Below are 19,700 nucleotides of genomic sequence, written 5' to 3'. Positions count from 1 at the left end.
GAGGACCGCGCGACAGCGACCAAAGTCGGTGTCGCGGCAGACCGATGGCCGAGGCGGCCGGGCGGCCCCGGCGGCGAGGGTGGGGGCATGAAAGCGGTGGTGGAGGTGTTCGGCTGGCTGCTGGTCCTGCAAGGGATCGGCGGCCTGCTCAACACCCTGTTCGGGTGGTGGCGATGGGCGCACGGCCTGCTCGTGGTCAATGTGCTGCCGTTCCTCGACGGTTACGAGGTCTTCGCGGCGATCGTGATCGGGGTGCTCGGGTTCGCGCTGCTCGCGGTGGCCGGCTCGGCGGGCCGGGCGGAGGAGGGGCGGTGAGCGGGACGGCGTTGCGTCCGCCGCGGCACCGGCCCGACCGCCGGGCGGGGGCCGGTGCAGCGGCTGTTCGGGCTGGCCGACGTCACGGTGACCACCGCCTCCTCGGCCGGGGCCGTCAAGATCACGGCGCTGGACCACGAGCTCGCCGCGGACCTGGCCGAACGGCTCACCGCGCGTACCCAGGCGACGCCCGGGGACGCGACGTGACCGGCTGGCAGCGGCTGTCGGGCCGGAGCCTGTGGAACGCCGCCGCCAGGTCGCTGGCGCTGGTGGCGGGCGTGGCGGCCGGGCTGGCGCGGTTCCTGGTGGGCCGGGACTGGGCCCTCGGCGGCGTGGTCGCCGCGTGCGCGGGGGCCGCCGTGCTGATCGTGGCCGGGGCGGTGGCCTACGAGGCGGCCCGGCTGCGGACGACCGCCTGGCGGCTCACCGCCGACCGGCTCGAACTGCGCTCGGGCGTGACCGTCCGGCAGCACCGCTCGATCCCGCTGGACCGGGTGCGCAGCGTGGACCTGCGGGCCGACCCGGTACGCCGAGCGTTCGGCCTGACCGTGGTCAAGGTGGGCACCGGCGAGCGCGCGGCCGAGGGCTCGGAGCTGGCGCTGGACGCCCTCGACCGGCACTCGGCCGAGATGCTGCGCCGTACGCTGCTGCGCCAGGACGCGCCCGCGCCCGAGGACGGCCCCCTGGCCGAGCTGCGCTGGTCGTGGATCCGGTACGCGCCCCTGTCGGTCTGGACGTTCACCGGCGCCGCGGTGGTCCTGGGCGCGGCCTACAAGGCGCTGGGCGCCATCGGGCTCAAGGACTTCAGCGACCGGGCGGCGACCGGCCTGTGGGGCTGGGTGAGCGCGCAGCCCTGGCTCGCGGTCCCGCTGCTGCTGGCGCTCAACGCGGCCGTCGGCGCGCTCGGCGCGTTCCTGCTGTACGCCGAGTCCTGGGGCCGCTACCGGCTGGAACGCGAGCCCGGCCGGCTCAGGCTGCGCCGCGGGCTGCTGACCACGCGCTCGCTGACCCTGGAGGAACGGCGGCTGCGCGGCGTCGAGATCAGCGAGCCGCTGCTGCTCCGGCTGGGCGGCGGGGCCCGCGTCAAGGCCGTCGCGACCGGGCTGGCCAGGACGGAGGACGAGACCCAGGACGTGGCCGCGCTCACCCCTCCGCTCCCCCGCGCCGAGGCGTCCCGCGTCGCCGCCGCGATCGCGGGCGCGGCTGCGGGTGTGGGTGTGGGTGCGGCTGCGGGTGTGGGCGCGGACGGTCCGTCGCTGACCGCGCACCCGGCGGCGGCCGGGCGGCGGCGGGTGGTGCGGGCGCTGGTGACGGCGGCCGTGCTGGCGGCGTGCGCCGGGCTCGCCTGGTGGCTGCTGCCCGCGTCGTGGCCGCGCGAATGGGTCTGGGCGGCGCCCGTCCTGGCGCTTCCGGCGGGGTTGTGGCTGGCCGCCGAGAGCCGTCGCGGTCTCGGTCACGCGCTGGGCCGGCGGCACCTGGTCATGCGCCGCGGCGCGCTCGTCCGCCGTACGGTGGCGCTGGACCGGGCGGGCATCACGGGCTGGACGTTCCGGCAGTCGTTCTTCCAGCGGCGCTCGGGCCTGCTGACCGTCTCGGCCTGCACGGCCGCGGGCGGCGGCCACTACGAGGTGCTGGACGTGGGCCGCGGCGACGGGCTCGACCTGGCGGCGCGCGCGGTGCCGGGGCTGCTGGAGCCGTTCCTGACCGGCGGGCCGGACGGCGAGCGGCAGGCCGCGTGATCCACCACGGGTTGCCCATGCCCCTGCAGCGGACAAGCGTGATCGCGCGGCCCGGCGACTTGCTTGCCAACAACGCTATTTGTCCCGCTTGCAACCGAGTTGCAGCCTTGTTAACTGTTGGCGCGGATCTCCGGTTAAGGAGCCGATCCCCCCGCGTGACGTCGGCCGACGCGCGCGGGCTCAGCTCCCGACCGGCTGCTTGACCAGCTCGGCCAGGTACGCCCTGGCCAGGGTGAGCGCGCCCTCCTGCGCCTCCTTCTCCGGCATGAGCTTGGCCTTGGGCGAGTTCGCCGGCTCGGTCTTGGGCCGTTCCGCGCCGGAGTAGTCGACCCTGACCACCAGCGCCCCGGTACGGGCGATCACCGTGCCGCTGGAGGCCGACACCTCGCCCTGCCTGCTCTGCACGAACTGGCTGTACGCCTGCTCGCCGAGCCCTTCGAGGTCGCGCAGCTCGCCCCAGGTGATGCCGCCGATGGTCGATCCCGAGGTGTTCTTGTCGCCGCCGCGCTCGCCGGCGTAGTACGCCTTGGCCGCGCCCGGGTCGATCGCGCCCGCCCGGTTGGTGAAGCGGTGGGTGGTGATCAGCATGCTGCGGATCCTGACGTTCCCGGCCGCGCCCGGCAGGGCGAGGTTGAGCCAGCGGCACTCGGTCTCGTCGTCGTTGCCCGACTCGGTGGCGCGCGCCCTCGTCGCCGGCTGCGGCACCAGGCGGGTGGCGGCCTCCGTGACGGCCTGGCAGGCGGGCGGGAAGGCGGCCAGCTCCGTGGGCGAGGGCGTCGGGCGGGCGGTCGGGCTCTGGGTGGCCTGGGCCCGGTCGGCCTGGGCCAGCACGCCGGGGTGCTGCGCCTGCCAGGCGGCCACGCCCTTGGCGAAGTACGCGATCAGGCCGCTGACCTCGCGGATCGCGTTGTCCTCCGTGATGGACCTGGTGCTGTCGTTGGACAGGATCTGCGCGTCCTTGCGCTGCTGCCCGGCCTGGAACTTGACCTCGATCGTCATGTCCCCGACCTGGGCGTGGGCCTTGCCGAAGGAGTACCACAGCAGCTTGCCGTCGCGCCGCCAGGTGTACTGCGCGAACGCGCCCTCGCCCACGCCGGTCACGTCCTTGACCGGGGAGACGTACTCCTTCTCGTCAGGGTCGAGCGAGGGCTTGGCGGTGGCGCCGTACTTGGCGCCGCGGTAGTCCATCTCGTAGGAGTTCTGGGCCATCGAGCGGCCGGTCTTGGCCCCCTCGCCCTTGTGCTGGTCGATCTTGACGTCGATCTCCCTGCTGCGCCAGAACTCTCCGAAGGAGATGCGCTGGTTCTGCCAGTTGCAGGCGAAGGTGACCGTGTAGTCGGAGTCCCTGGACGACTTGGTCACCGTCGCGCCGGGCGCCAGCCGTTCGGCCTCGTCCTTGGGCAGCATCGAGCACGCGTCCGGGCCCGTCGCGGCGGCGGCCGGAACCGCCGACCGCGCCACCGGCGAAGACGACGACGACGGCCCGGCCGCCGTGCCCGCGGAGCCCTTGCCGGAGATCAGGAGGTAGGCCCCCACACCGCCCGCGGCCACGACCACGACGAGGGCCGCGGCGAGCGCGGGCGACAACCACGCCGGACGGCGTCCCGGCGGCCCGGGAGGCGGCCCGGGCGGCGTCCCCATCGGCCCGGTGGGCGGCAGCGACGGCGGCCCCCACTGCGGCTCCTGCGGCGGCCCCCACTGCGGACCGGACTGCGGACCCGGCTGCGGACCGGACTGCGGACCCGGCTGGGGGCCCGGTTGCGGGGCGGGCGACGGCCCGTACGGCGGCGCCGGCGGCCTTCCCTGCGGTTCGACCCGCCGGCCCGGCACCGGATGAGGGGTGGTCGGCGGCTCGTACTCGCTACCGGGGTTCACTGGGACTCCTGAGGTTGCCCTGACTTGCGGGAAGACATGGTGGTAACGCCCTTGCCGAGCGCCGGACGGTCATCGTGGCAGCGCCCCGGAGACCAGCCGGGCGATCCGCAACGCCGTCTCCTTGTCGACCGGCGTCTTGACCGACACCTCGTCGCGGTGCCAGACCACCTCGCCGAGCAGGTTGCTGGACCGGAAGAGCACCGTGCTGTCGGACCGGCCGACCGTGGAGGAGGACATCAGCAGCTCGAACCGGTTCTGCACGAACGCCGCCTCCCCCACCCCCGCGACGTCGCCGACCTCGCCGACGGCCGTCCGCGCCCGGGTGCCCTCGGCCGCGCTCCTGGTGCCCTTCTCGCTGGTGAACCGGCGCAACGCCACCTGCGGACCGTCGAGGCCGCCGTCGGGCCTCTCGATCCAGGTGCGGACGGTGATCCGCCGGGCCCGCCGCTCCTCCAGCCCCGTGAGCCACTGGCACTCGCCGTCCCGCGTGGCGCTGCGCCGGGCGGCGCCCCCCATCAGCTCGGCGGCATGGGCGTCGCTGAGCAGGCGGCAGGGGTCGGGGGCGGCGGCGTACCGGCCGGTCTCCGGCCGCGCGGCGGCCACGGCGTACCAGCCGCCCGCGCCCAGCACCGCGACGCCGGACGCGACGGCCACCGGCAGCAACCACCGGCGGCGGCGCCCGGGGATCGGCCCCGAACGCACCGGCGCGCCGCTGAGCACCTCCCGGACCCGGGCCGCCGTGGGACGGGCGGCGGGCTCCTTGGCCAGCATCGCCATGAGCAGCCCGCCGAACTCGCGGCCCGCCCGCGCGGGGAAGGGCGGATCGTGCAGCAGCACCGCCGCCGCGACCGCCGCGGGAAGCTGCCGCTCGAACGGCGCCCGCCCCTCCACGGCGGTGTACAGGCTCGCGCCCAGCGACCACAGGTCGGACGCCGGGCCCGCCGCCTGCTCGTTGAGCCGCTCGGGAGCCATGTAGCCGGGCGATCCGCCGCTGCCGACCCCGTCGCCCTGCCCGCCCATGGGGACGGCGATGCCGAAGTCGGTCAGCATGGCCGAGCCGTCGGCGTCGAGCAGGATGTTGCCCGGCTTGACGTCCTGGTGGAGGATGCCGTGGGCGTGCGCGACCTCCAGCGCCGACAGCACCTGGAGCCCGATGCGGGCCGCGTACGGCGGCGGCAGCGGGCCGTTGTCCTTGATCAGCTTGTCCAGGGAGCGGCCGGTGACCAGGTCCATGATGATCCACGGCTGGTCGCCGTCGAGCACCACGTCGTGCACGAGCACGATGGCCGGGTCGCGCAGCCGTCCGGCCGACCTGGCCTCGTGGATGGCGCGTCCGGCGAACTCGGCCCGCTGGTGGGGGCTGAGCCCCGGCGGCACCCGCACCTGCTTGACGGCGACCTCGCGGTCGAGCGTCTCGTCCAGCGCCCGCCACACCGTGCCCGCGCCGCCCTGCCCGAGCTGCTCGACCAGCCGGTAGCGGCCGGCCAGCAGGTAGTGGTCACTTCGCACGGCGCAACGCCTGTTCGCTCGCCCGGGCCGCCTTGATCGCCGCCTGCCGGACGTCCTCGTCGGTCGGCTTGTCGGCCAGGGTGGCGTACTGGACGGCCACCACCAGGTTGGCGATCCGGTAGTAGACATGGGCGGAGTGGACGCGTCCCGTGCTGCCCTTCAGCTCGAACGCGAACGCCTCCTCGCCGAGCCCCTTCAGATCGTGGACGGGGGTGCGCGTGGAGCGCATGTTGGTCTTGACGCCGATCTCCGGCCAGGTCCAGTCGATCTGGTCGTACTTGGCCCAGTAGCGCTTCTGGTTCTGGAACAGGGTGCGCGCGGTGGCGGCGGTCATCGACCAGGGATCGACGGTGTCGGAGTCCCTCTGCACCTGCAGGCCCACGCCGGTGCCGGCGGCCGGCCAGCCGCACTCGGGGCCCACCTCGTCGCTGTCCGGCTGGGCCTTGGGCGGGCTCTGGGTGCGCAGCAGGCCACCGACGTCCTGCGGGGTGAGCAGGGTGCACACGTCCATCGGCACGGTGAACGCGGCCGGCGTCCCGCCGTCGTCGTCGCGCAGCAGGAGGAAGCCGGTGGCCGCGGCGGCGACGACGAGCACGGCCCCGGCCGCGCCCCACACCGGCAACGGGCGTCCGCGCCGCCCGACCCGGCGGGGCGCGGTCGCCGGCTCGCCTGCCGTCAGCACCGGCGGCGGGCCACCCGCGGCCACCTGCCTGAGCGCGTGCACGGCGTTGCGCGGATCGGGACGGGCGTCCGGATGGCGGGCCATCATGGCGGACAGCAGCGGGCCGAGCGGCCCCGGCGCGACCGGCACCGGCTGCGTCACGGTCGCCCTGACCCGCTCGGCGAACGAGCCCTGGTAGGCGTTGCCGCCGGTCACGGCGGCGAACAGGGTCGCGCCGAGCGACCACAGGTCGCTGGCCGGGCCGCCGGGCTCGCCCTCCAGCCGCTCGGGCGCGATGAAGCCGGGCGAGCCGATCATCAGCCCCTGCTCGGTGAGCGTGGCCTGACCCTCCTGCCGGGCGATGCCGAAGTCGGTCAGCACCACCCTGCCGCCGTCGGTCAGGAACACGTTGCCCGGCTTGACGTCGCGGTGCTGCAACCCCTGGGCGTGGGCGGCCAGCAACGCCTCCAGCACGTCGGCGCCGACGCGGGCGGCGTACTCGGGCGGCATGGGGCCGAACTCGCGGACGGTGTCGGCCAGCGTACGGCCCCGCAGCAGCTCCATGACCAGCCACGGCCGGTCGTGCTCGACGATGACGTCGTGCAGCGCCACGATGCCGGGATGGCGCAGCCGGGCGGTGGCCTGCGCCTCTCGCACGGCCCTGGTGACGGCGTGGGCGCGCTCCTTGGGCGGGATGCCCTCGGGCAGGGTGAGCTCCTTGACCGCGACCTCGCGGTCGAGCATCTCGTCCTTGGCCAGCCACACCTTCCCCATGCCGCCGGCGCCGAGTGGGCGCAGCAGGGCGTAGCGGCCGGCAAGTCTTCCCGCGGACATAAAGGGAAGGGTAACTAAGGATCAAGAAGGATGGTTATTCGAGCACGTTTCCCGTTCACGCCCTTCGCCCCTCCCGCCTGCCCCTCCGGCATGGTCCGGCACGCCCTTCGGCGTGGTCCGCCGGAGTAACTGTCGGTCCCCCTCTCTATGGTCTTGGAACGTGGACGCGGTTCAAGGCACCCTCGACGAGCTCGGCACCCCGCTGAGCGACGTCACGTTCGTCGTGTTCGACCTGGAGACCACCGGCGGCTCGCCGGCCGAAGACTCGATCACCGAGATCGGCGCGGTCAAGGTGCGGGCGGGTGAGGTGCTGGGCGAGTTCTCCACGCTGGTCGACCCCGGTGGGCCGATCCCGCCGTTCATCTCGGTGCTGACCGGCATCACCGACGCCATGGTGATGGCCGCCCCGCGCATCGAGGCGGTGCTGCCGAGCTTCCTGGAGTTCATCAGGGGCTCCACGCTGGTGGCCCACAACGCGAGCTTCGACACGCGCTTCGTCAAGGCCGCCTGCGCCGCCCACGGTTATCCCCCGCCCGCCAACCCCGTCGTCGACACCGTCGACCTGGCCCGGCGGGTGCTGACCCGCGACGAGACGCCCAACGCCAAGCTGTCCACCCTCGCCCGGTTCTTCCGCAGCCCCACCGACCCGTGCCACCGCGCCCTCCAGGACGCCAGGGCCACCGTCGACGTGCTCCACGGGCTGATCGAGCGGGCCGGCTCCTTCCAGGTGCACACCCTCGAAGAGCTGAAGTCGTTCGTCCGCGCCCCCACGCCCGAGCAGCAGCGCAAGCGCCACCTGGCCGAGTCCGTCCCGCACGCCCCGGGCGTCTACTTCTTCGAGGATGACCGCGGCGAGGTGCTCTACATCGGCAAGAGCACCAACCTGCGCAACCGCGTGCGCTCCTACTTCACGGCCGCCGAGACCCGCCCGCGCATCCGCGAGATGATCGGCATCGCCGAGCGGGTGCGCCACGTCGTCTGCGCGACCGCGCTGGAGGCCGAGGTCAGGGAGCTGCGGCTGATCGGCGGCGCCAAGCCGCGCTACAACCGCCGCTCGCGCTTCCCGGAGAAGGTGGTCTGGCTCAAGCTCACCGCGGGCCCCTTCCCCCGCCTGTCGATCGTGCGCGAGCTGAAGGACGACGACGCCACCTACCTCGGCCCGTTCAGCAGCTCCCGCGTGGCCGACGAGGCCCGCATCGCCCTGCACGAGGCCGTGCCGCTGCGCCAGTGCACCCAGCCGATCAGCCTGCGCACCCGCCGGGCCGCCTGCGTCCTGCACGAGATGGGCCGCTGCGGCGCGCCCTGCGCGGGCAACGAGAGCCCCGAGGAGTACTCGGTGCACGTCGAGAGCGCCCGCCGGGCCATGACCTCCGACGCCTCGCTCGTCTACACGGCCGTGTCGGCCCGCATGGAGCGCCTGTCGGTCGAGCAGCGCTACGAGGAGGCCTCCGTCGACCGCGACCGGCTGGCCGCGTTCGTCCGGGCGGCGGCCCGCATGCAGCGCCTGAGCGCCATCACCCGCATCCCCGAGCTCGTGGCCGCCAGCCCGGCCTTCGACGGCGGCTGGGACATCCACGTGGTCCGCTACGGCCGGCTGGCCGCGGCGGGCGTCATGCCGAAGGGCGCCCATCCCACGCCCTTCGTCGCCTCGCTCAAGGCGATGGCGGAGGCCGTCATCCCGGGCCCCGGCCCGGTCCACGCGGCCAGCGCCGAGGAGACCGAGTGCGTTCTCCGCTGGCTGGAGTCGCCGGGCGTGCGGCTGGTCGAGGTCGACGGCGTGTGGTCGATGCCCGCCCGGGGCGCCGCCCGGCACAAGGCGCGCATCGACCTGGCCTATCGCGGCCTTGATCAGCGCCGCGACCGAGAGGGACGTCCTTTGCGATGACCGGATACAGTTAATACATGGTCACGGCAATCGTCCACATCAAGGCCGAGGTAGACCGGATCCCGGAGGTCGCCCAGACGATCGCCGAGATCGACGGGGTCAGCGAGGTCTACTCCATCACCGGCGAATGGGATCTGCTCGCCATGGTCCGGGTCGCCCGCTACGAGGAGGTGGCCGAGGTCATCCCCGGGCGGGTCAACAAGGTCGACGGCGTCGAGCACACCGAGACCCACATCGCCTTCCGCACCTATTCCAAGCACGACCTCGACGCCGCCTTCTCGATCGGCTTCGCCGAGACCGACTGACCCGCTTTCCCGCCACCCTCGCGTCCGTTCCCCGGGCCCGGCCGTCCTCCGGCCGGGCCCGCGGCGTTTCCCCGCCCCGGCCGCACGACCGCCGTCCCGCCCCCTCAGTCGGCGGACCGGGAACAGGAACCTGCCCGTCCCCTCAGCGACGAGCCCGGAACGCGAAGCGGCCCGGACGGGAGAACCCCGTCCGGGCCGATCCTGCACGAGCATCCCTAGTGGGTGAGGCTCCGGTCGTCGCCGGAACCGATGGCGGCGTGCTCGCCGTGCTCCTCGTGGTGCCCGTCGTCGAGCGGGATCTTCTCCCCGCCGTACGCCTTGGACATCCGGCCGCGAAGCTTGCCGAGCGGGCCACGCATGCCCTTGGGCGGGATGCCGGAGGCGTCCTCGTCCACGGGCAGGGCCGCCACCGCCTCCTTGCCCCGCATGTGGGCCTCGATGTCGTCGGCCGGCGGCGTGTGCACCTCGATGAACTCACCGTGCGGCAGCCGCTTGATGACACCGGACTCCACACCGTGCCCGATGACCGCGGCGTCGCTGCGCTGCAGGCCGAGGCAGATGCGGTAGGTGATCATGTAGGCCAGCGCCGGAGCGACGAAGACCAGCACCCGGCCCGCGTACGTCGTCCAGTTGAGGCTGATGTGGAAGTTGGCCGAGATCTCGTCGTTGGCGCCGAGCAGCCACAACACGCCGTAGAACGTCATCGCCGAGATGCCGATCGAGGTGCGGTGGGGGTTGTTGCGCGGGCGGTCGGCGACGTGGTGCTCGCGGTTGTCGCCGGTGACCCACCGTTCGAGGAACGGGTAGAGCGCGAGACCGGTCATGATGATGCCCATCGGCACCAGCGCCGGGATGATCACGCTCAACGGCAGCGTGCCCGCGTGGGCCGTGCCGAACAGGTTCCACTCCCACGGCGGCATGAGCCGCAGCGAGCCTTCGAGGAAGCCCATGTACCAGTCGGGCTGCGAACCGGCGGACACGTCCGCCGGCGTGTACGGCCCGAACAGCCAGATCGGGTTGATCTGCGCGAACGTCGCCAGCCCCGACACCACGGCCAGCGTGAACAGGAAGTACGCGCCCGCCTTGGCCATGAAGGCCGGGTAGAACGGCGCGCCCACCACGTTCTTGTTGGTACGCCCCTTGCCCGGCATCTGCGTGTGCTTCTGCACCCACATGAGCACCATGTGAGCCGAGACCAGCGCCAGCAGGATGCCCGGGATGAGCAGGATGTGCAGCGAGTAGAACCGGGAGACGACGTCGCCGCCCGGATACTCCCCGCCGAACAGGAAGAACGTGATGTACGTGCCCACCAGCGGCAGCGAGATCGCCACACCCTCGGTGATCCGCAGACCGGCGCCGGAGAGCAGGTCGTCGGGGAGGGAGTAGCCGGTCAGGCCCTCGGCCAGCGCCAGGGTCAGCAGCAGCACGCCGATGATCCAGTTGAGCTCGCGCGGCTTGCGGTAGGCGCCGGTGAAGAACACCCGCAGCATGTGGACCGTCATGCCGGCCACGAAGAGCAGGGCCGCCCAGTGGTGCATCTGCCTCATCAGCAGACCACCCCGGACGTCGAAGCTGATCTCCAGCGACGACGCGTAGGCCTCCGACATCATGACGCCCTTGAGCGGCGCGTACGAGCCGTCATAGACGACCTCGCCCATGCTCGGCTTGAACCACAGCGTCAGGAACGTACCGGTCAGCAGCAGGATGATGAACGAGTAGAGCGCGATCTCACCCAGCAGGAACGACCAGTGGTCGGGGAAGATCTTGCGCAGGTTGCGCTTGAGGAAGTTCGCCCCGCCCAGGCGCTCGTCGAGGAAGGTCGACGGCCCGGCGATGGCCTTCGGTACGGCGTTCAGGTCGCTCATGCCTGGCCTCCCTTCTCCCTGGCCTCGGCCTCGGCGTCGCCGCGCTCCCAGTAGCTGGGACCGACGGGCACGTTGAAGTCACCCTGAGCGATCAGATAGCCCTCGCTGTCGACGGTGATGGGCAGCTGCGGCAGCGGCCGGGCGGCCGGGCCGAAGATGACCTTCGCGCCGTCGGCCGCGTCGAACGTCGACTGGTGGCACGGGCACAGGATGTGGTGGGTGGTCTGCTCGTACAGCGCCGCCGGGCAGCCGACGTGCGTGCAGATCTTGGAGTAGGCGACGATGCCGTCGTGCGTCCAGTTCTGCTTGACGCCGCTCTTGAGCTCCTCCGGACGGAACTTGATCAGGATGAGCGTGGCCTTGGCGAGCGCGTTGAGGTCGTGCTGGTAGCCCTCGGGCACCACGGACAGGATGCCGCCGGGCGAGTTGAAGTCGGCCGCGCGGATCGGCTGGCCGGTGCCCTCGACGACCAGGCGCAGCGGCTTGCCGTCCTTGGTCTTCTCACCCCAGACGGTGTGGCGCAGCAGCTTGTTGAACTTCGCGCCGGGCATCTTGGAGTTGTCGAGGTCGCGCAGCAGCACCAGCGGCACCAGGCCGAGCGGCGCGGCGGCCAGCAGCAGCGTGCGGCGCATCAGCTTGCGCTTGACGAAGCCGCTCTCGTTGGCGCCCTGGAGGAACGTCTCGGAGACGACCTCGCGGTCGGCCTCGTCCGAGGCCATCGGGTGGCGCTCCTGGACCAGCGCGTACTTCGGCATGATCTGGCGGACCCAGATCACGATGCCGACCGCGAGGCCGAGGACGGCGAGGGTCAGCGTGCCGCCGAGGGCGAGGTTGGAGACCCCCGTCGCCTCTGGGCTGCCGACCTGGAACACCACGTAGGAGATGATGAAGGCGATCGCGGCCAGGAACGTGATCGTGAAGCAGAGCGCCACGATCTTCTCGGCCTTGCCGGCCTTGGTCTCGTCCTGCAGCGTCACGCCCGGGACGTCGCGGTCGGCGGCGTCTTCCGTCTCCGCGGCGCCCAGCATCGACGTGCCCGCCGTGGGAGTGCCGATGACGCGCTTGGGCACGCGTTCGTCCGGCTGCTCGATCTCGTGCTCGTTGTCTGTCATGACTTCTGTCGCTTCTTCGCGGTGATCCAGATGGCGGCGAGGGCTAGGGCGGCGATGCCTACCACGAACGCTACGAGACCTTCGGTGACCGGGCCGATGCGCCCGAGGCCGAACCCTCCGGGGTCCTTCTGCTCACGGACCTGGGTGATGTACGCGATCATGCTGCGCTTCTCCTCAGGCGTGATCGTCGAGTCGTTGAAGACCGGCATCGCCTGGGGGCCGGTGACCATCGCCTCGTAGATCTGCGTCGGCGACGACTCGTTCAGGTTGGGCGCGTACTTGCCCTGCGTCAGGGCACCGCCGGCGCCCGCCCAGTTGTGGCACTGGATGCAGTTGGCCCGGAACAGCTCGCCGCCCTTGCCGGCGTCGCCGAGCTTCGGGTCGACCTGCTCCTTGCCCGGGACCTGCGGGCCGCCGCCGAGCGACTGCACGTAGGCGGCGATCTGCCGGGTCGACTCCTCGTCGACCCAGGCGGCCGGGCGCTTGCGCGGCGCCTGGGGGCCGGGGTTGGCGGCGGGCATGCGGCCGGTGCTCATCTGGAAGTCGACCGCCGCGGCGCCGACGCCGACGAGCGTGGGGGCGGTGTTGGTGCCCTCCGCGTTCATGCCGTGGCAGCTTGAGCAGTGGGCCACGAACAGGCTCTTGCCCTCGGCCACGTCGTCGACCTTGCCTGCCGCCAGCGCCGCGTCGGCAGGCTTACCCGCCTGGACAAAGGCGGCGTATACCATCCCGACCAGCGCCAACGCCAAAATCAGGACGGCGTATCTCGCGAGGGGATGCCGCCGCCAAGCGGTGATCCTAGTCACAGAGATCCCGTTCCTTAACGAATAATGTAGATGGTCGCGAAAAGACCGATCCAGACGACGTCTACGAAGTGCCAGTAGTAGGACACGACGATCGCGCTGGTGGCCTGCTCATGCGTAAAGCGCTTCGCGGCGTACGTGCGTCCCAGCATGAACAGGAACGCGATCAGGCCACCGGTCACGTGCAGGCCGTGGAAGCCCGTCGTCAGGTAGAACACCGAGGTGTAGGCGTTAGCGGACAGGGTCGCGCCCTCTGACGCCAGCTCGCCGTACTCGTACAGCTGACCGGCGACGAAGACCGCGCCCATCAGGAAGCTGACGATGTACCAGAAGCGGAGCTTGCCGACCTGCCCCTTCTCCGCGGCCCACACGCCCAGCTGGCACGTCACACTCGACAGGACCAGGATGATCGTGTTGACCGTCGCGAACGGGATGTTCAGGTGAGCGCCTTCTGCCTCTACGCCTGCAGGAAGGAAGGCAGGGCCCCACTCGATGCCCTTCCCCTCGCTCACCGACCGGATGGTGAAGTACATCGCGAACAGCGCCGCGAAGAACATGAGCTCAGAGGACAGCCAGACGATCGTCCCGACACTGACCAGGTTCGGCCGCCGGTACGACTGTGCTGTCGTCGTCGAAGTTATTGCGGATGCTGTCGCCACGGGCAGCATTATTGCGGCTCCGGTGTTCGGTCCGGCCAACGACCCCCCGTTAGGAGGAACAAACCGGCCATCAACCTGGGATAATTGGGACAAAACGCCTGTCAGACCCGGTGGCCTGGGATTGCATCCCGACGCAACGGTACGATCCAGGTGACCATACAGCTTCGACCGATAGTGAGCGCGACAGTGACGTCCTCTGGGAGCACCGACGACACGATGAGGGTCCTCGTCTACAGCGACGACGCCACCACCCGGGCCGAGGTCCGCCAGGCGATCGGCCGGCGGCCGGCGGCCGATCTGCCCCTCGTCGAGATCATCGAGTGCGCCACCGAGCCCAAGGTCCACCAGTGGCTCGGCTCCGGCGAGATCGACGTGGCGGTCCTCGACGGCGAGACCCAGCCCGCCGGCGGCATGGGCGTCTCCCGTCAGGCCAAGGACGAGGTCTACGACTGCCCGCCCGTCTGCCTGATCATCGCCAGGCGCGACGACCGCTGGCTGGCCGACTGGTCCAAGGCCGACGCCGTCGTCCCGCAGCCCATCGAACCCATGGTCCTGGCCGACACCGTGGCCGACCTGATGCGCCGCCGTTCCGCCACCCGACTCAACGCGAAGTAGGTGCCCATGGACTCCCGGACGACCTGGCCCGCCCTGTTCTCCGCGCTTCTTTCCGGCGAGCATCTGACGGCCGACGAGGCGGCCTGGGCGATGCGGGAGATCTTCTCGGGCAATGCCACCTCCGCCCAGATCGCGGGCTTCGCGCTGGCCCTGCGCGCCAAGGGCGAGACGGTGGCCGAGGTGGTCGGCCTGGCCCGGACGATGCTGGAGTTCTCCACCCCGCTGTCGGTCGAGGGGCCCGTCCTCGACGTCGTGGGCACCGGCGGCGACCGCGCCCACACGGTCAACGTCTCCACCATGGCCGCCATCGTGGCCGCGGCGGCGGGCGCCAGGGTCGTCAAGCACGGCAACCGCTCGGCGTCCTCGCTGTGCGGGGCCGCCGACGTCCTGGAGCACATGGGCATCAGGCTCGACCTGACGCCGGAGCAGACCGCGCGGGTGGCCCGCGAGGCGGGCATCGCCTTCTGCTTCGCCCCCGTCTACCACCCGGCGCTGCGCTTCGCCGGGCCCGCGCGCAAGGAGATCGGCGTACCGACGGTCTTCAACTTCCTGGGCCCGCTGACCAACCCGGCCCGGCCCAGCGCCCAGGCCATCGGCGTCTACGACGCCCGGATGCTGCCCGTCATCGCCGGCGTCTTCGCCGAGCGCGGCGTGTCGGCCCTGGTGTTCCGCGGCGACGACGGGCTCGACGAGCTGACCATCACCGGCACCTCCACGGTGTGGGTGGTCCGCGACGGCACGGCCAAGGAGGCCAGGTTCGACCCGGCGGTCCTGGGCATCCCCAGGGCCGACGCGGGCGCGCTGCGCGGTGGCGACGTGCAGTTCAACGCCCAGGCCGTGCACGACCTGCTGGGCGGCAAGAAGGGGCCGGTGCGCGACGCCGTCCTGCTCAACACCGCCGCCGCCCTGGTCGCCCACGACGGCGCCGGCGACGATCTCGACTCGGCAATGCTCAAGGGCTACGAGCGCGCCACGCAGGCCGTCGACTCCGGCCTGGCCTCCGACACGCTGCGCCGCTGGATCGAGGTCAGCAGCTCCTGCCGCCCGTCGTGACCGTGAGCGCGCCCCTGAGGCGCGCTCACGTCTTTTGGCGGTACGTGGGGCCCGAAGGCCCCGGCAGCGCCTCCAGGGCCTGCTCAGGGCCGGGCGGCGGTCATCCGTTCAGAAGGTGATGCTGGGGCCGTCCTTCAGGGTGCTCCACTTGAGCCAGTCCTTCCAGTTCTCCTGCCAGTGCCCCCACCCGTTGGTGGGCTCCAGCTTCCGCGGCGACCCCGTGATGATGATCGGGTCCCCGATCAGGGTGTTCGCGATGAACCAGGCCGCGTTCTCCGGGCTGACGTTCACACAGCCGTGGCTGACGTTGGAGTTGCCCTGCGAGCCGACCGACCAGGGCGCGCTGTGCACGTACTCGCCGCTGTTGGAGATGCGCACGGTGTTGTAGACGGTGAGCTGGTAGTAGCCGGACTGGCCGGGGCCGATGCCGGGCGAGGTCATGACGGTCACCGGCTCCCTCGACATCGCCAGGTGCACGCCCGAGGTGGTGTAGTACTTCCACTGGCCGCCCTGCCCGGCGCTCATCGGCATGGTGCGGATGCGCTTGCCGTCCCGGCGGACCGTCAGCACGTGCTCGTCGGTGGTGCCCCTGGTGATCTGGGAGCGGCCGATCTTGAAGTCGAGGGTGACGTCGCGCTTGCCGTACAGGCCCGGGCCGCCGCGCACCCCGGCCAGCTTCGCCTCCAGCCGCACCTTCGTGTACGCCGGCCAGTACTCCTCCGGCCGGAAGTCCACATGGCTGTCGTCGAACCAGTGCCAGGCCCCGTCCACCGGCTTGGAGCTGCGGATGGTGAGGTTGCGCTCGACGGCCACCCGGTCGCTCACGGGCTTGTCGAAGGCGATCATGACGGGCATGCCGATGCCGACCGTCAGCCCGGTGTCGTCCTTGTTGGGGGTGACCGTCTGGATGTCGAACGTCTTGTCGCCCTTGACCGTGGTGAACGTGCTGGTGGTCTCGCTCTGCTTGCCCGACGCGTCCACGCTGACGGCGGTGACCGTGTAGCCGGCGCTGGGCCGGGCGGTGGTGGTGCTGCGCCAGCGGGTGCCGTCGCTGCTCAGGACGCCTTTCAGCCGGCCCGCCTTGCCGCCGTCCACCCGTACGCTCTTGAGCGTGCCGCCGTGGGCGGCCACCACCACGGCCTGGTCGGTGGCCACGTTCACGGCCTTGTCCCGCGGCGTGACCGCCACCGCCGGCTGCCGCTCGACGGCGGTCAGCTCCTTCGTCTCGTTGGCCGCGCCGCTCAGCGAGCACGCCGTGAGCAGCGCCAAGGCCAGCAGGCCGGCCGATCCATTCGCCACGCGTCTCACGAGTGCCCCCTCGCCCAAGATCCAACCTTCTCCTCCCTTATTACCCTGAGTGATCTATTCACGACATCCGCCACCTGGTAAAGAACACGAAAAAGCGGGCGTCCTCCCCTATGGGAAGGACGCCCGCTTCGGGGTGCTTCTCAGTGCGAGAAGTTGCCCCGGTAGTACTGGAACACGAACCCGATCATGGCCATGATGATCAGGAACACGCCGATCAGGAACATCCAGAACCCGATCACGAACCCGGCGAAGGCGAAGGCCGCCGCCAGGCACAGGAACAGCGGCCACCAGCTGCTCGGGCTGAAGAAGCCGATCTCGCCGGCGCCGTCGCTGATGTCGGCCTGCTTGTCGTCCTCCGGCTGGGCGCCGATGCGCCGCGCGGTGAACATCAGGTAGTAGCCCACCATGAACGCGAAGCCGACCGAGATCGCCATGGCGGTGGTGCCCACGGGCTCACCGTGGCCGGTCGCGGCCTTGGTCCAGAACCAGTAGCCGACGTCGACACCGGCGAAGAACAGGCCGCACAGCAGGAACAGCCAACCCTGGACCTTCATCAGGCCTCCACCTCCTGGGCGGACTTGGCGGACATGTGCGGGTAGTGCAGGTCGAACGCCGGACGCTCGGACCGGATCCGCGGCAGCGAGGTGAAGTTGTGCCGCGGCGGCGGGCAGGAGGTCGCCCATTCGAGCGAGCCGCCGTAGCCCCAGGGGTCGTCGACGGTGACCTTGGGCGCCGAACGCCAGGTCTTCCAGACGTTGTAGAAGAACGGCAGCGTCGAGGCGCCCAGGATGAACGCGCCGACCGACGAGATCATGTTCAGGTCGGTGAAGCCGTCGGCCGCGCTGTAGTCGGCGTAACGGCGCGGGAAGCCGACCATGCCCAGCCAGTGCTGGACGAGGAAGGTGGTGTGGAAGCCGATGAACAGCAACCAGAAGTGCAGCTTGCCCAGCTTGTCGTCGAGCATCTTGCCGGTGAACTTGGGCCACCAGAAGTAGAAGCCGGCGAACATGGCGAACACGACCGTGCCGAAGACCACGTAGTGGAAGTGGGCGACGACGAAGTAGGTGTCGCTGATGTGGAAGTCGAGCGGCGGCGAGGCCAGGATGACGCCGGTCAGGCCACCGAGCAGGAACGTGATCAGGAAGCCGACCGAGAACAACATCGGCGACTCGAACGACAGGTGACCCCGCCACATCGTGCCGATCCAGTTGAAGAACTTCACGCCCGTCGGCACCGCGATGAGGAACGTCATGAACGAGAAGAACGGCAGCAGGACCTGCCCGGTCGGGAACATGTGGTGCGCCCAGACCGTGATGGACAGACCGGCGATCGCGATGGTGGCGCCGACCAGGCCGATGTAGCCGAAGATCGGCTTACGGCTGAAGACCGGCAGGACCTCGGTCACGATGCCGAAGAACGGCAACGCGATGATGTACACCTCTGGATGGCCGAAGAACCAGAACAGGTGTTGCCACAGGATCGGCCCGCCGTTGGCCGGGTCGAAGATGTGCGTGCCGAGCTTGCGGTCGGCCTCCAGGGCCAGCAGCGCGGCGGCCAGCACGGGGAAGGCCATCAGCACGAGCATGCTGGTCAGCAGGACGTTCCAGGTGAAGATCGGCATGCGGAACATGGTCATGCCGGGCGCGCGCATGCAGATGATCGTGGTGATGAAGTTCACCGAGCCGAGGATCGTGCCGAGACCCGACAGGGCCAGGCCCATGATCCACAGGTCGCCGCCGATGCCGGGCGAGTGGATCGCGTTCGACAGCGGCGTGTAGGCGAACCAGCCGAAGGAGGCCGCGCCGCCCGGCGTGAGGAAGCCGGACACGGCGATGACGCTGCCGAACAGGTAGAGCCAGTAGCTGACCATGTTCAGACGCGGGAAGGCCACGTCGGGGGCGCCGATCTGGAGCGGCATCAGCTCGTTGGCGAAGCCGGCGAACAGCGGCGTCGCGAACATCAGCAGCATGATCGTGCCGTGCATGGTGAACAGCTGGTTGAACTGCTCGTTGCTGGTGATCTGCAGCCCGGGCTGCGCCAGCTCGGCCCTCATGATCAGCGCCATGACGCCGCCGATCAGGAAGAAGGCGAACGACGTGATCAGGTACATGTGTCCGATGATCTTGTGATCAGTCGAGGACAGCCACTTGGCGATGATCTGGCCCTTGGTGACGGGCCGGACCGGTGCGCGAAGCGGTTCTTGGATGGCGGTCACTGGGCACTTCCAGCCTGGGTCGCGATGTACTGGTCGAACTCAGCCTGCTTGACGAGCTTCACCTTGAACAACATCCGGCTGTGGTCGACGCCGCACAGCTCGGCGCATCGGCCGGCGTAGATGCCCGCGCGGTCGTCGCCGAGGGTCTTGATCTCGAACTTGCGCCCGGGGTTGCCCTCCGGGATGCCGGGGAGGATGTCCCGCTTGAACAGGAACTCGGGCACCCAGAACGAGTGGATCACGTCGTCGGTCGACAGGTCGAACTCGACCTTGGTGTTCGTCGGCAGGACCAGCTGAGGGCCCTCCCGGTAGTCGTGCACCGGCATGCCGGCCACGGGCTGCATCGTCTTGCCGTTGTAGGTCGTGGTGAAGCGCCAGCTCCACTGGTAAGCCTCGACCTTGACCTTGACGGGCGCGTCGCCTGCGACCTCCGTGAGGGCCTTGCTGTCGCGGGCGGTGAAGAAGAAGAACACCGAAACCATGACGAGCGGGATCACCGTGTAGAGGATCTCGATCGGCAGGTTGTAGCGCACCTGGGGCGGCAGTTCGGCCTTCCCCTTGCGCTTGCGGTGGAAGATCGCTGCCCAGACGATCAGGACGATGACGACGACGCCCGTGGCGAGTGCGGCGATCCAGGCCCCGTTCCACAGATGCTGAACGACCTCGGCCTGCTCGGTCACGCCCTCGGGCAGCAGGCCGTTGGACCAGTCGAACTTGGGAACGTCATTAGCACACGCCGTAGCAGTGGCCAGCAGCAACGCCAAAGCGGCGGCGCGCGGCACCCTGCGCCGGGCCAACGAACGCCGCGTCGTACGGCGAGTCGGACTCACGGATCGCCTACCCCACAGATGAAGCCCAAGAGTCTTTCCCTTGGGTGCTCGTATTTCCAAATGCACAGCTGATTGCAGACACATTAGCGTGCAGGTGTCCCGCCCTACCGCGCGACC

Annotated in this window: 17 protein-coding genes and 1 pseudogene; 7 read left to right on the top strand and 11 right to left on the bottom strand. The window is 70.7% G+C overall.

Annotated features, from left to right (window positions below; translation table 11 throughout):
* Positions 1 to 87: 87 nt before the first annotated feature.
* From ACIHAD_RS10290 to ACIHAD_RS10280, 3 genes and pseudogenes are all read left to right on the top strand, one after another.
* A complete protein-coding gene (locus ACIHAD_RS10290; RefSeq protein ID WP_397354058.1) occupies positions 88 to 315 on the top strand; it encodes a hypothetical protein in 228 nt (75 codons plus the stop codon).
* A gap of 45 nt (positions 316 to 360) precedes the next feature.
* Positions 361 to 522: pseudogene (locus ACIHAD_RS10285) on the top strand (PH domain-containing protein); the annotation flags it as partial.
* On the top strand, positions 519 to 2,054 hold the full coding sequence (locus ACIHAD_RS10280; protein ID WP_397354057.1) for a PH domain-containing protein: 1,536 nt from the start codon (positions 519 to 521) through the stop codon (positions 2,052 to 2,054). The pseudogene ACIHAD_RS10285 and the gene ACIHAD_RS10280, both read left to right, overlap by 4 nt.
* Before the next feature lie 180 nt (positions 2,055 to 2,234).
* On the opposite strand, the gene ACIHAD_RS10275 is transcribed toward ACIHAD_RS10280, so the two are convergent.
* The 3 genes from ACIHAD_RS10275 to ACIHAD_RS10265 form a co-directional block, all read right to left on the bottom strand.
* A complete protein-coding gene (locus ACIHAD_RS10275) occupies positions 2,235 to 3,929 on the bottom strand; it encodes a hypothetical protein (protein WP_397354056.1) in 1,695 nt (564 codons plus the stop codon).
* Positions 3,930 to 3,998: 69 nt separating this feature from the next.
* Entirely contained in the window at positions 3,999 to 5,438 is a 1,440-nt protein-coding gene (locus tag ACIHAD_RS10270; protein ID WP_397354055.1) for a serine/threonine-protein kinase, read from the bottom strand.
* Positions 5,428 to 6,933, bottom strand: coding sequence for a serine/threonine-protein kinase (locus ACIHAD_RS10265; protein WP_397354054.1), 1,506 nt, complete (start codon positions 6,931 to 6,933; stop codon positions 5,428 to 5,430). The genes ACIHAD_RS10270 and ACIHAD_RS10265 overlap by 11 nt, the downstream gene beginning before the upstream one ends.
* Before the next feature lie 160 nt (positions 6,934 to 7,093).
* Between ACIHAD_RS10265 and ACIHAD_RS10260 the strand changes: the two genes are divergently transcribed.
* Together ACIHAD_RS10260 and ACIHAD_RS10255 are read left to right on the top strand one after the other, a co-directional pair.
* Positions 7,094 to 8,818: a DEDD exonuclease domain-containing protein gene (locus ACIHAD_RS10260; protein WP_397354053.1), complete on the top strand. Its 1,725-nt coding sequence runs from the start codon at positions 7,094 to 7,096 to the stop codon at positions 8,816 to 8,818.
* A 17-nt stretch (positions 8,819 to 8,835) separates the two neighbouring features.
* Positions 8,836 to 9,123, top strand: coding sequence for an Lrp/AsnC family transcriptional regulator (locus tag ACIHAD_RS10255; RefSeq protein WP_397354052.1), 288 nt, complete (start codon positions 8,836 to 8,838; stop codon positions 9,121 to 9,123).
* A gap of 215 nt (positions 9,124 to 9,338) precedes the next feature.
* On the opposite strand, the gene ACIHAD_RS10250 is transcribed toward ACIHAD_RS10255, so the two are convergent.
* Genes ACIHAD_RS10250 through ACIHAD_RS10235 form a run of 4 tightly spaced genes read right to left on the bottom strand, consistent with a single transcriptional unit; the run spans position 9,339 to position 13,571 of the window.
* A complete protein-coding gene (locus tag ACIHAD_RS10250) occupies positions 9,339 to 10,988 on the bottom strand; it encodes a cytochrome bc complex cytochrome b subunit (protein WP_397354051.1) in 1,650 nt (549 codons plus the stop codon).
* The gene (locus tag ACIHAD_RS10245) at positions 10,985 to 12,100 is read right to left on the bottom strand and encodes a Rieske 2Fe-2S domain-containing protein (RefSeq protein ID WP_397354050.1); all 1,116 of its coding nucleotides are present in this window, start codon (positions 12,098 to 12,100) and stop codon (positions 10,985 to 10,987) included. The genes ACIHAD_RS10250 and ACIHAD_RS10245 overlap by 4 nt, the downstream gene beginning before the upstream one ends.
* Complete coding sequence (locus ACIHAD_RS10240; RefSeq protein WP_397354049.1) at positions 12,097 to 12,906, bottom strand: c-type cytochrome; 810 nt, start codon at positions 12,904 to 12,906, stop codon at positions 12,097 to 12,099. Before ACIHAD_RS10240 ends, ACIHAD_RS10245 begins: the two co-directional genes overlap by 4 nt.
* 14 nt (positions 12,907 to 12,920) lie before the next feature.
* Entirely contained in the window at positions 12,921 to 13,571 is a 651-nt protein-coding gene (locus ACIHAD_RS10235) for a heme-copper oxidase subunit III (RefSeq protein WP_357967700.1), read from the bottom strand.
* A gap of 207 nt (positions 13,572 to 13,778) precedes the next feature.
* On the opposite strand from ACIHAD_RS10235, the gene ACIHAD_RS10230 reads away from it, so the two are divergent.
* The gene (locus ACIHAD_RS10230) at positions 13,779 to 14,177 is read left to right on the top strand and encodes a hypothetical protein (protein WP_397354048.1); all 399 of its coding nucleotides are present in this window, start codon (positions 13,779 to 13,781) and stop codon (positions 14,175 to 14,177) included.
* Positions 14,178 to 14,183: 6 nt separating this feature from the next.
* Entirely contained in the window at positions 14,184 to 15,230 is a 1,047-nt protein-coding gene (gene trpD, locus ACIHAD_RS10225) for an anthranilate phosphoribosyltransferase (RefSeq protein WP_397354047.1), read from the top strand.
* Positions 15,231 to 15,338: 108 nt separating this feature from the next.
* Here trpD and ACIHAD_RS10220 read toward each other — a convergent pair whose 3' ends face one another.
* From ACIHAD_RS10220 to ACIHAD_RS10205, 4 genes are all read right to left on the bottom strand, one after another.
* A complete protein-coding gene (locus ACIHAD_RS10220) occupies positions 15,339 to 16,538 on the bottom strand; it encodes an Ig-like domain-containing protein (RefSeq protein WP_397354046.1) in 1,200 nt (399 codons plus the stop codon).
* A gap of 140 nt (positions 16,539 to 16,678) precedes the next feature.
* Positions 16,679 to 17,092, bottom strand: coding sequence for a cytochrome c oxidase subunit 4 (locus ACIHAD_RS10215; protein WP_352353336.1), 414 nt, complete (start codon positions 17,090 to 17,092; stop codon positions 16,679 to 16,681).
* Complete coding sequence (ctaD, locus tag ACIHAD_RS10210; protein ID WP_397354045.1) at positions 17,092 to 18,753, bottom strand: cytochrome c oxidase subunit I; 1,662 nt, start codon at positions 18,751 to 18,753, stop codon at positions 17,092 to 17,094. The genes ACIHAD_RS10215 and ctaD overlap by 1 nt, the downstream gene beginning before the upstream one ends.
* Positions 18,750 to 19,583, bottom strand: coding sequence for a cytochrome c oxidase subunit II (locus ACIHAD_RS10205; RefSeq protein ID WP_397354044.1), 834 nt, complete (start codon positions 19,581 to 19,583; stop codon positions 18,750 to 18,752). Before ACIHAD_RS10205 ends, ctaD begins: the two co-directional genes overlap by 4 nt.
* Positions 19,584 to 19,700: the final 117 nt, after the last annotated feature.

Origin of the sequence: Nonomuraea sp. NPDC052265 (assembly GCF_044547985.1) — a bacterium.
In the GTDB taxonomy this organism is placed as follows: domain Bacteria; phylum Actinomycetota; class Actinomycetes; order Streptosporangiales; family Streptosporangiaceae; genus Nonomuraea.
This window is presented reverse-complemented; position numbering and strand designations above follow the sequence as displayed.

What these genes read in the sequence shown, in the direction of transcription:
- ACIHAD_RS10245 (WP_397354050.1), bottom strand. Translation starts at nt 12,100, where the DNA reads ATGACAGACAACGAGCACGAGATCGAGCAGCCGGACGAACGCGTGCCC.
- ACIHAD_RS10265 (WP_397354054.1), bottom strand. Translation starts at nt 6,933, where the DNA reads ATGTCCGCGGGAAGACTTGCCGGCCGCTACGCCCTGCTGCGCCCACTC.
- ACIHAD_RS10250 (WP_397354051.1), bottom strand. Translation starts at nt 10,988, where the DNA reads ATGAGCGACCTGAACGCCGTACCGAAGGCCATCGCCGGGCCGTCGACC.
- ACIHAD_RS10255 (WP_397354052.1), top strand. Translation starts at nt 8,836, where the DNA reads ATGGTCACGGCAATCGTCCACATCAAGGCCGAGGTAGACCGGATCCCG.
- ACIHAD_RS10235 (WP_357967700.1), bottom strand. Translation starts at nt 13,571, where the DNA reads ATGCTGCCCGTGGCGACAGCATCCGCAATAACTTCGACGACGACAGCA.
- ACIHAD_RS10215 (WP_352353336.1), bottom strand. Translation starts at nt 17,092, where the DNA reads ATGAAGGTCCAGGGTTGGCTGTTCCTGCTGTGCGGCCTGTTCTTCGCC.
- ACIHAD_RS10230 (WP_397354048.1), top strand. Translation starts at nt 13,779, where the DNA reads ATGAGGGTCCTCGTCTACAGCGACGACGCCACCACCCGGGCCGAGGTC.
- trpD (WP_397354047.1), top strand. Translation starts at nt 14,184, where the DNA reads ATGGACTCCCGGACGACCTGGCCCGCCCTGTTCTCCGCGCTTCTTTCC.
- ACIHAD_RS10290 (WP_397354058.1), top strand. Translation starts at nt 88, where the DNA reads ATGAAAGCGGTGGTGGAGGTGTTCGGCTGGCTGCTGGTCCTGCAAGGG.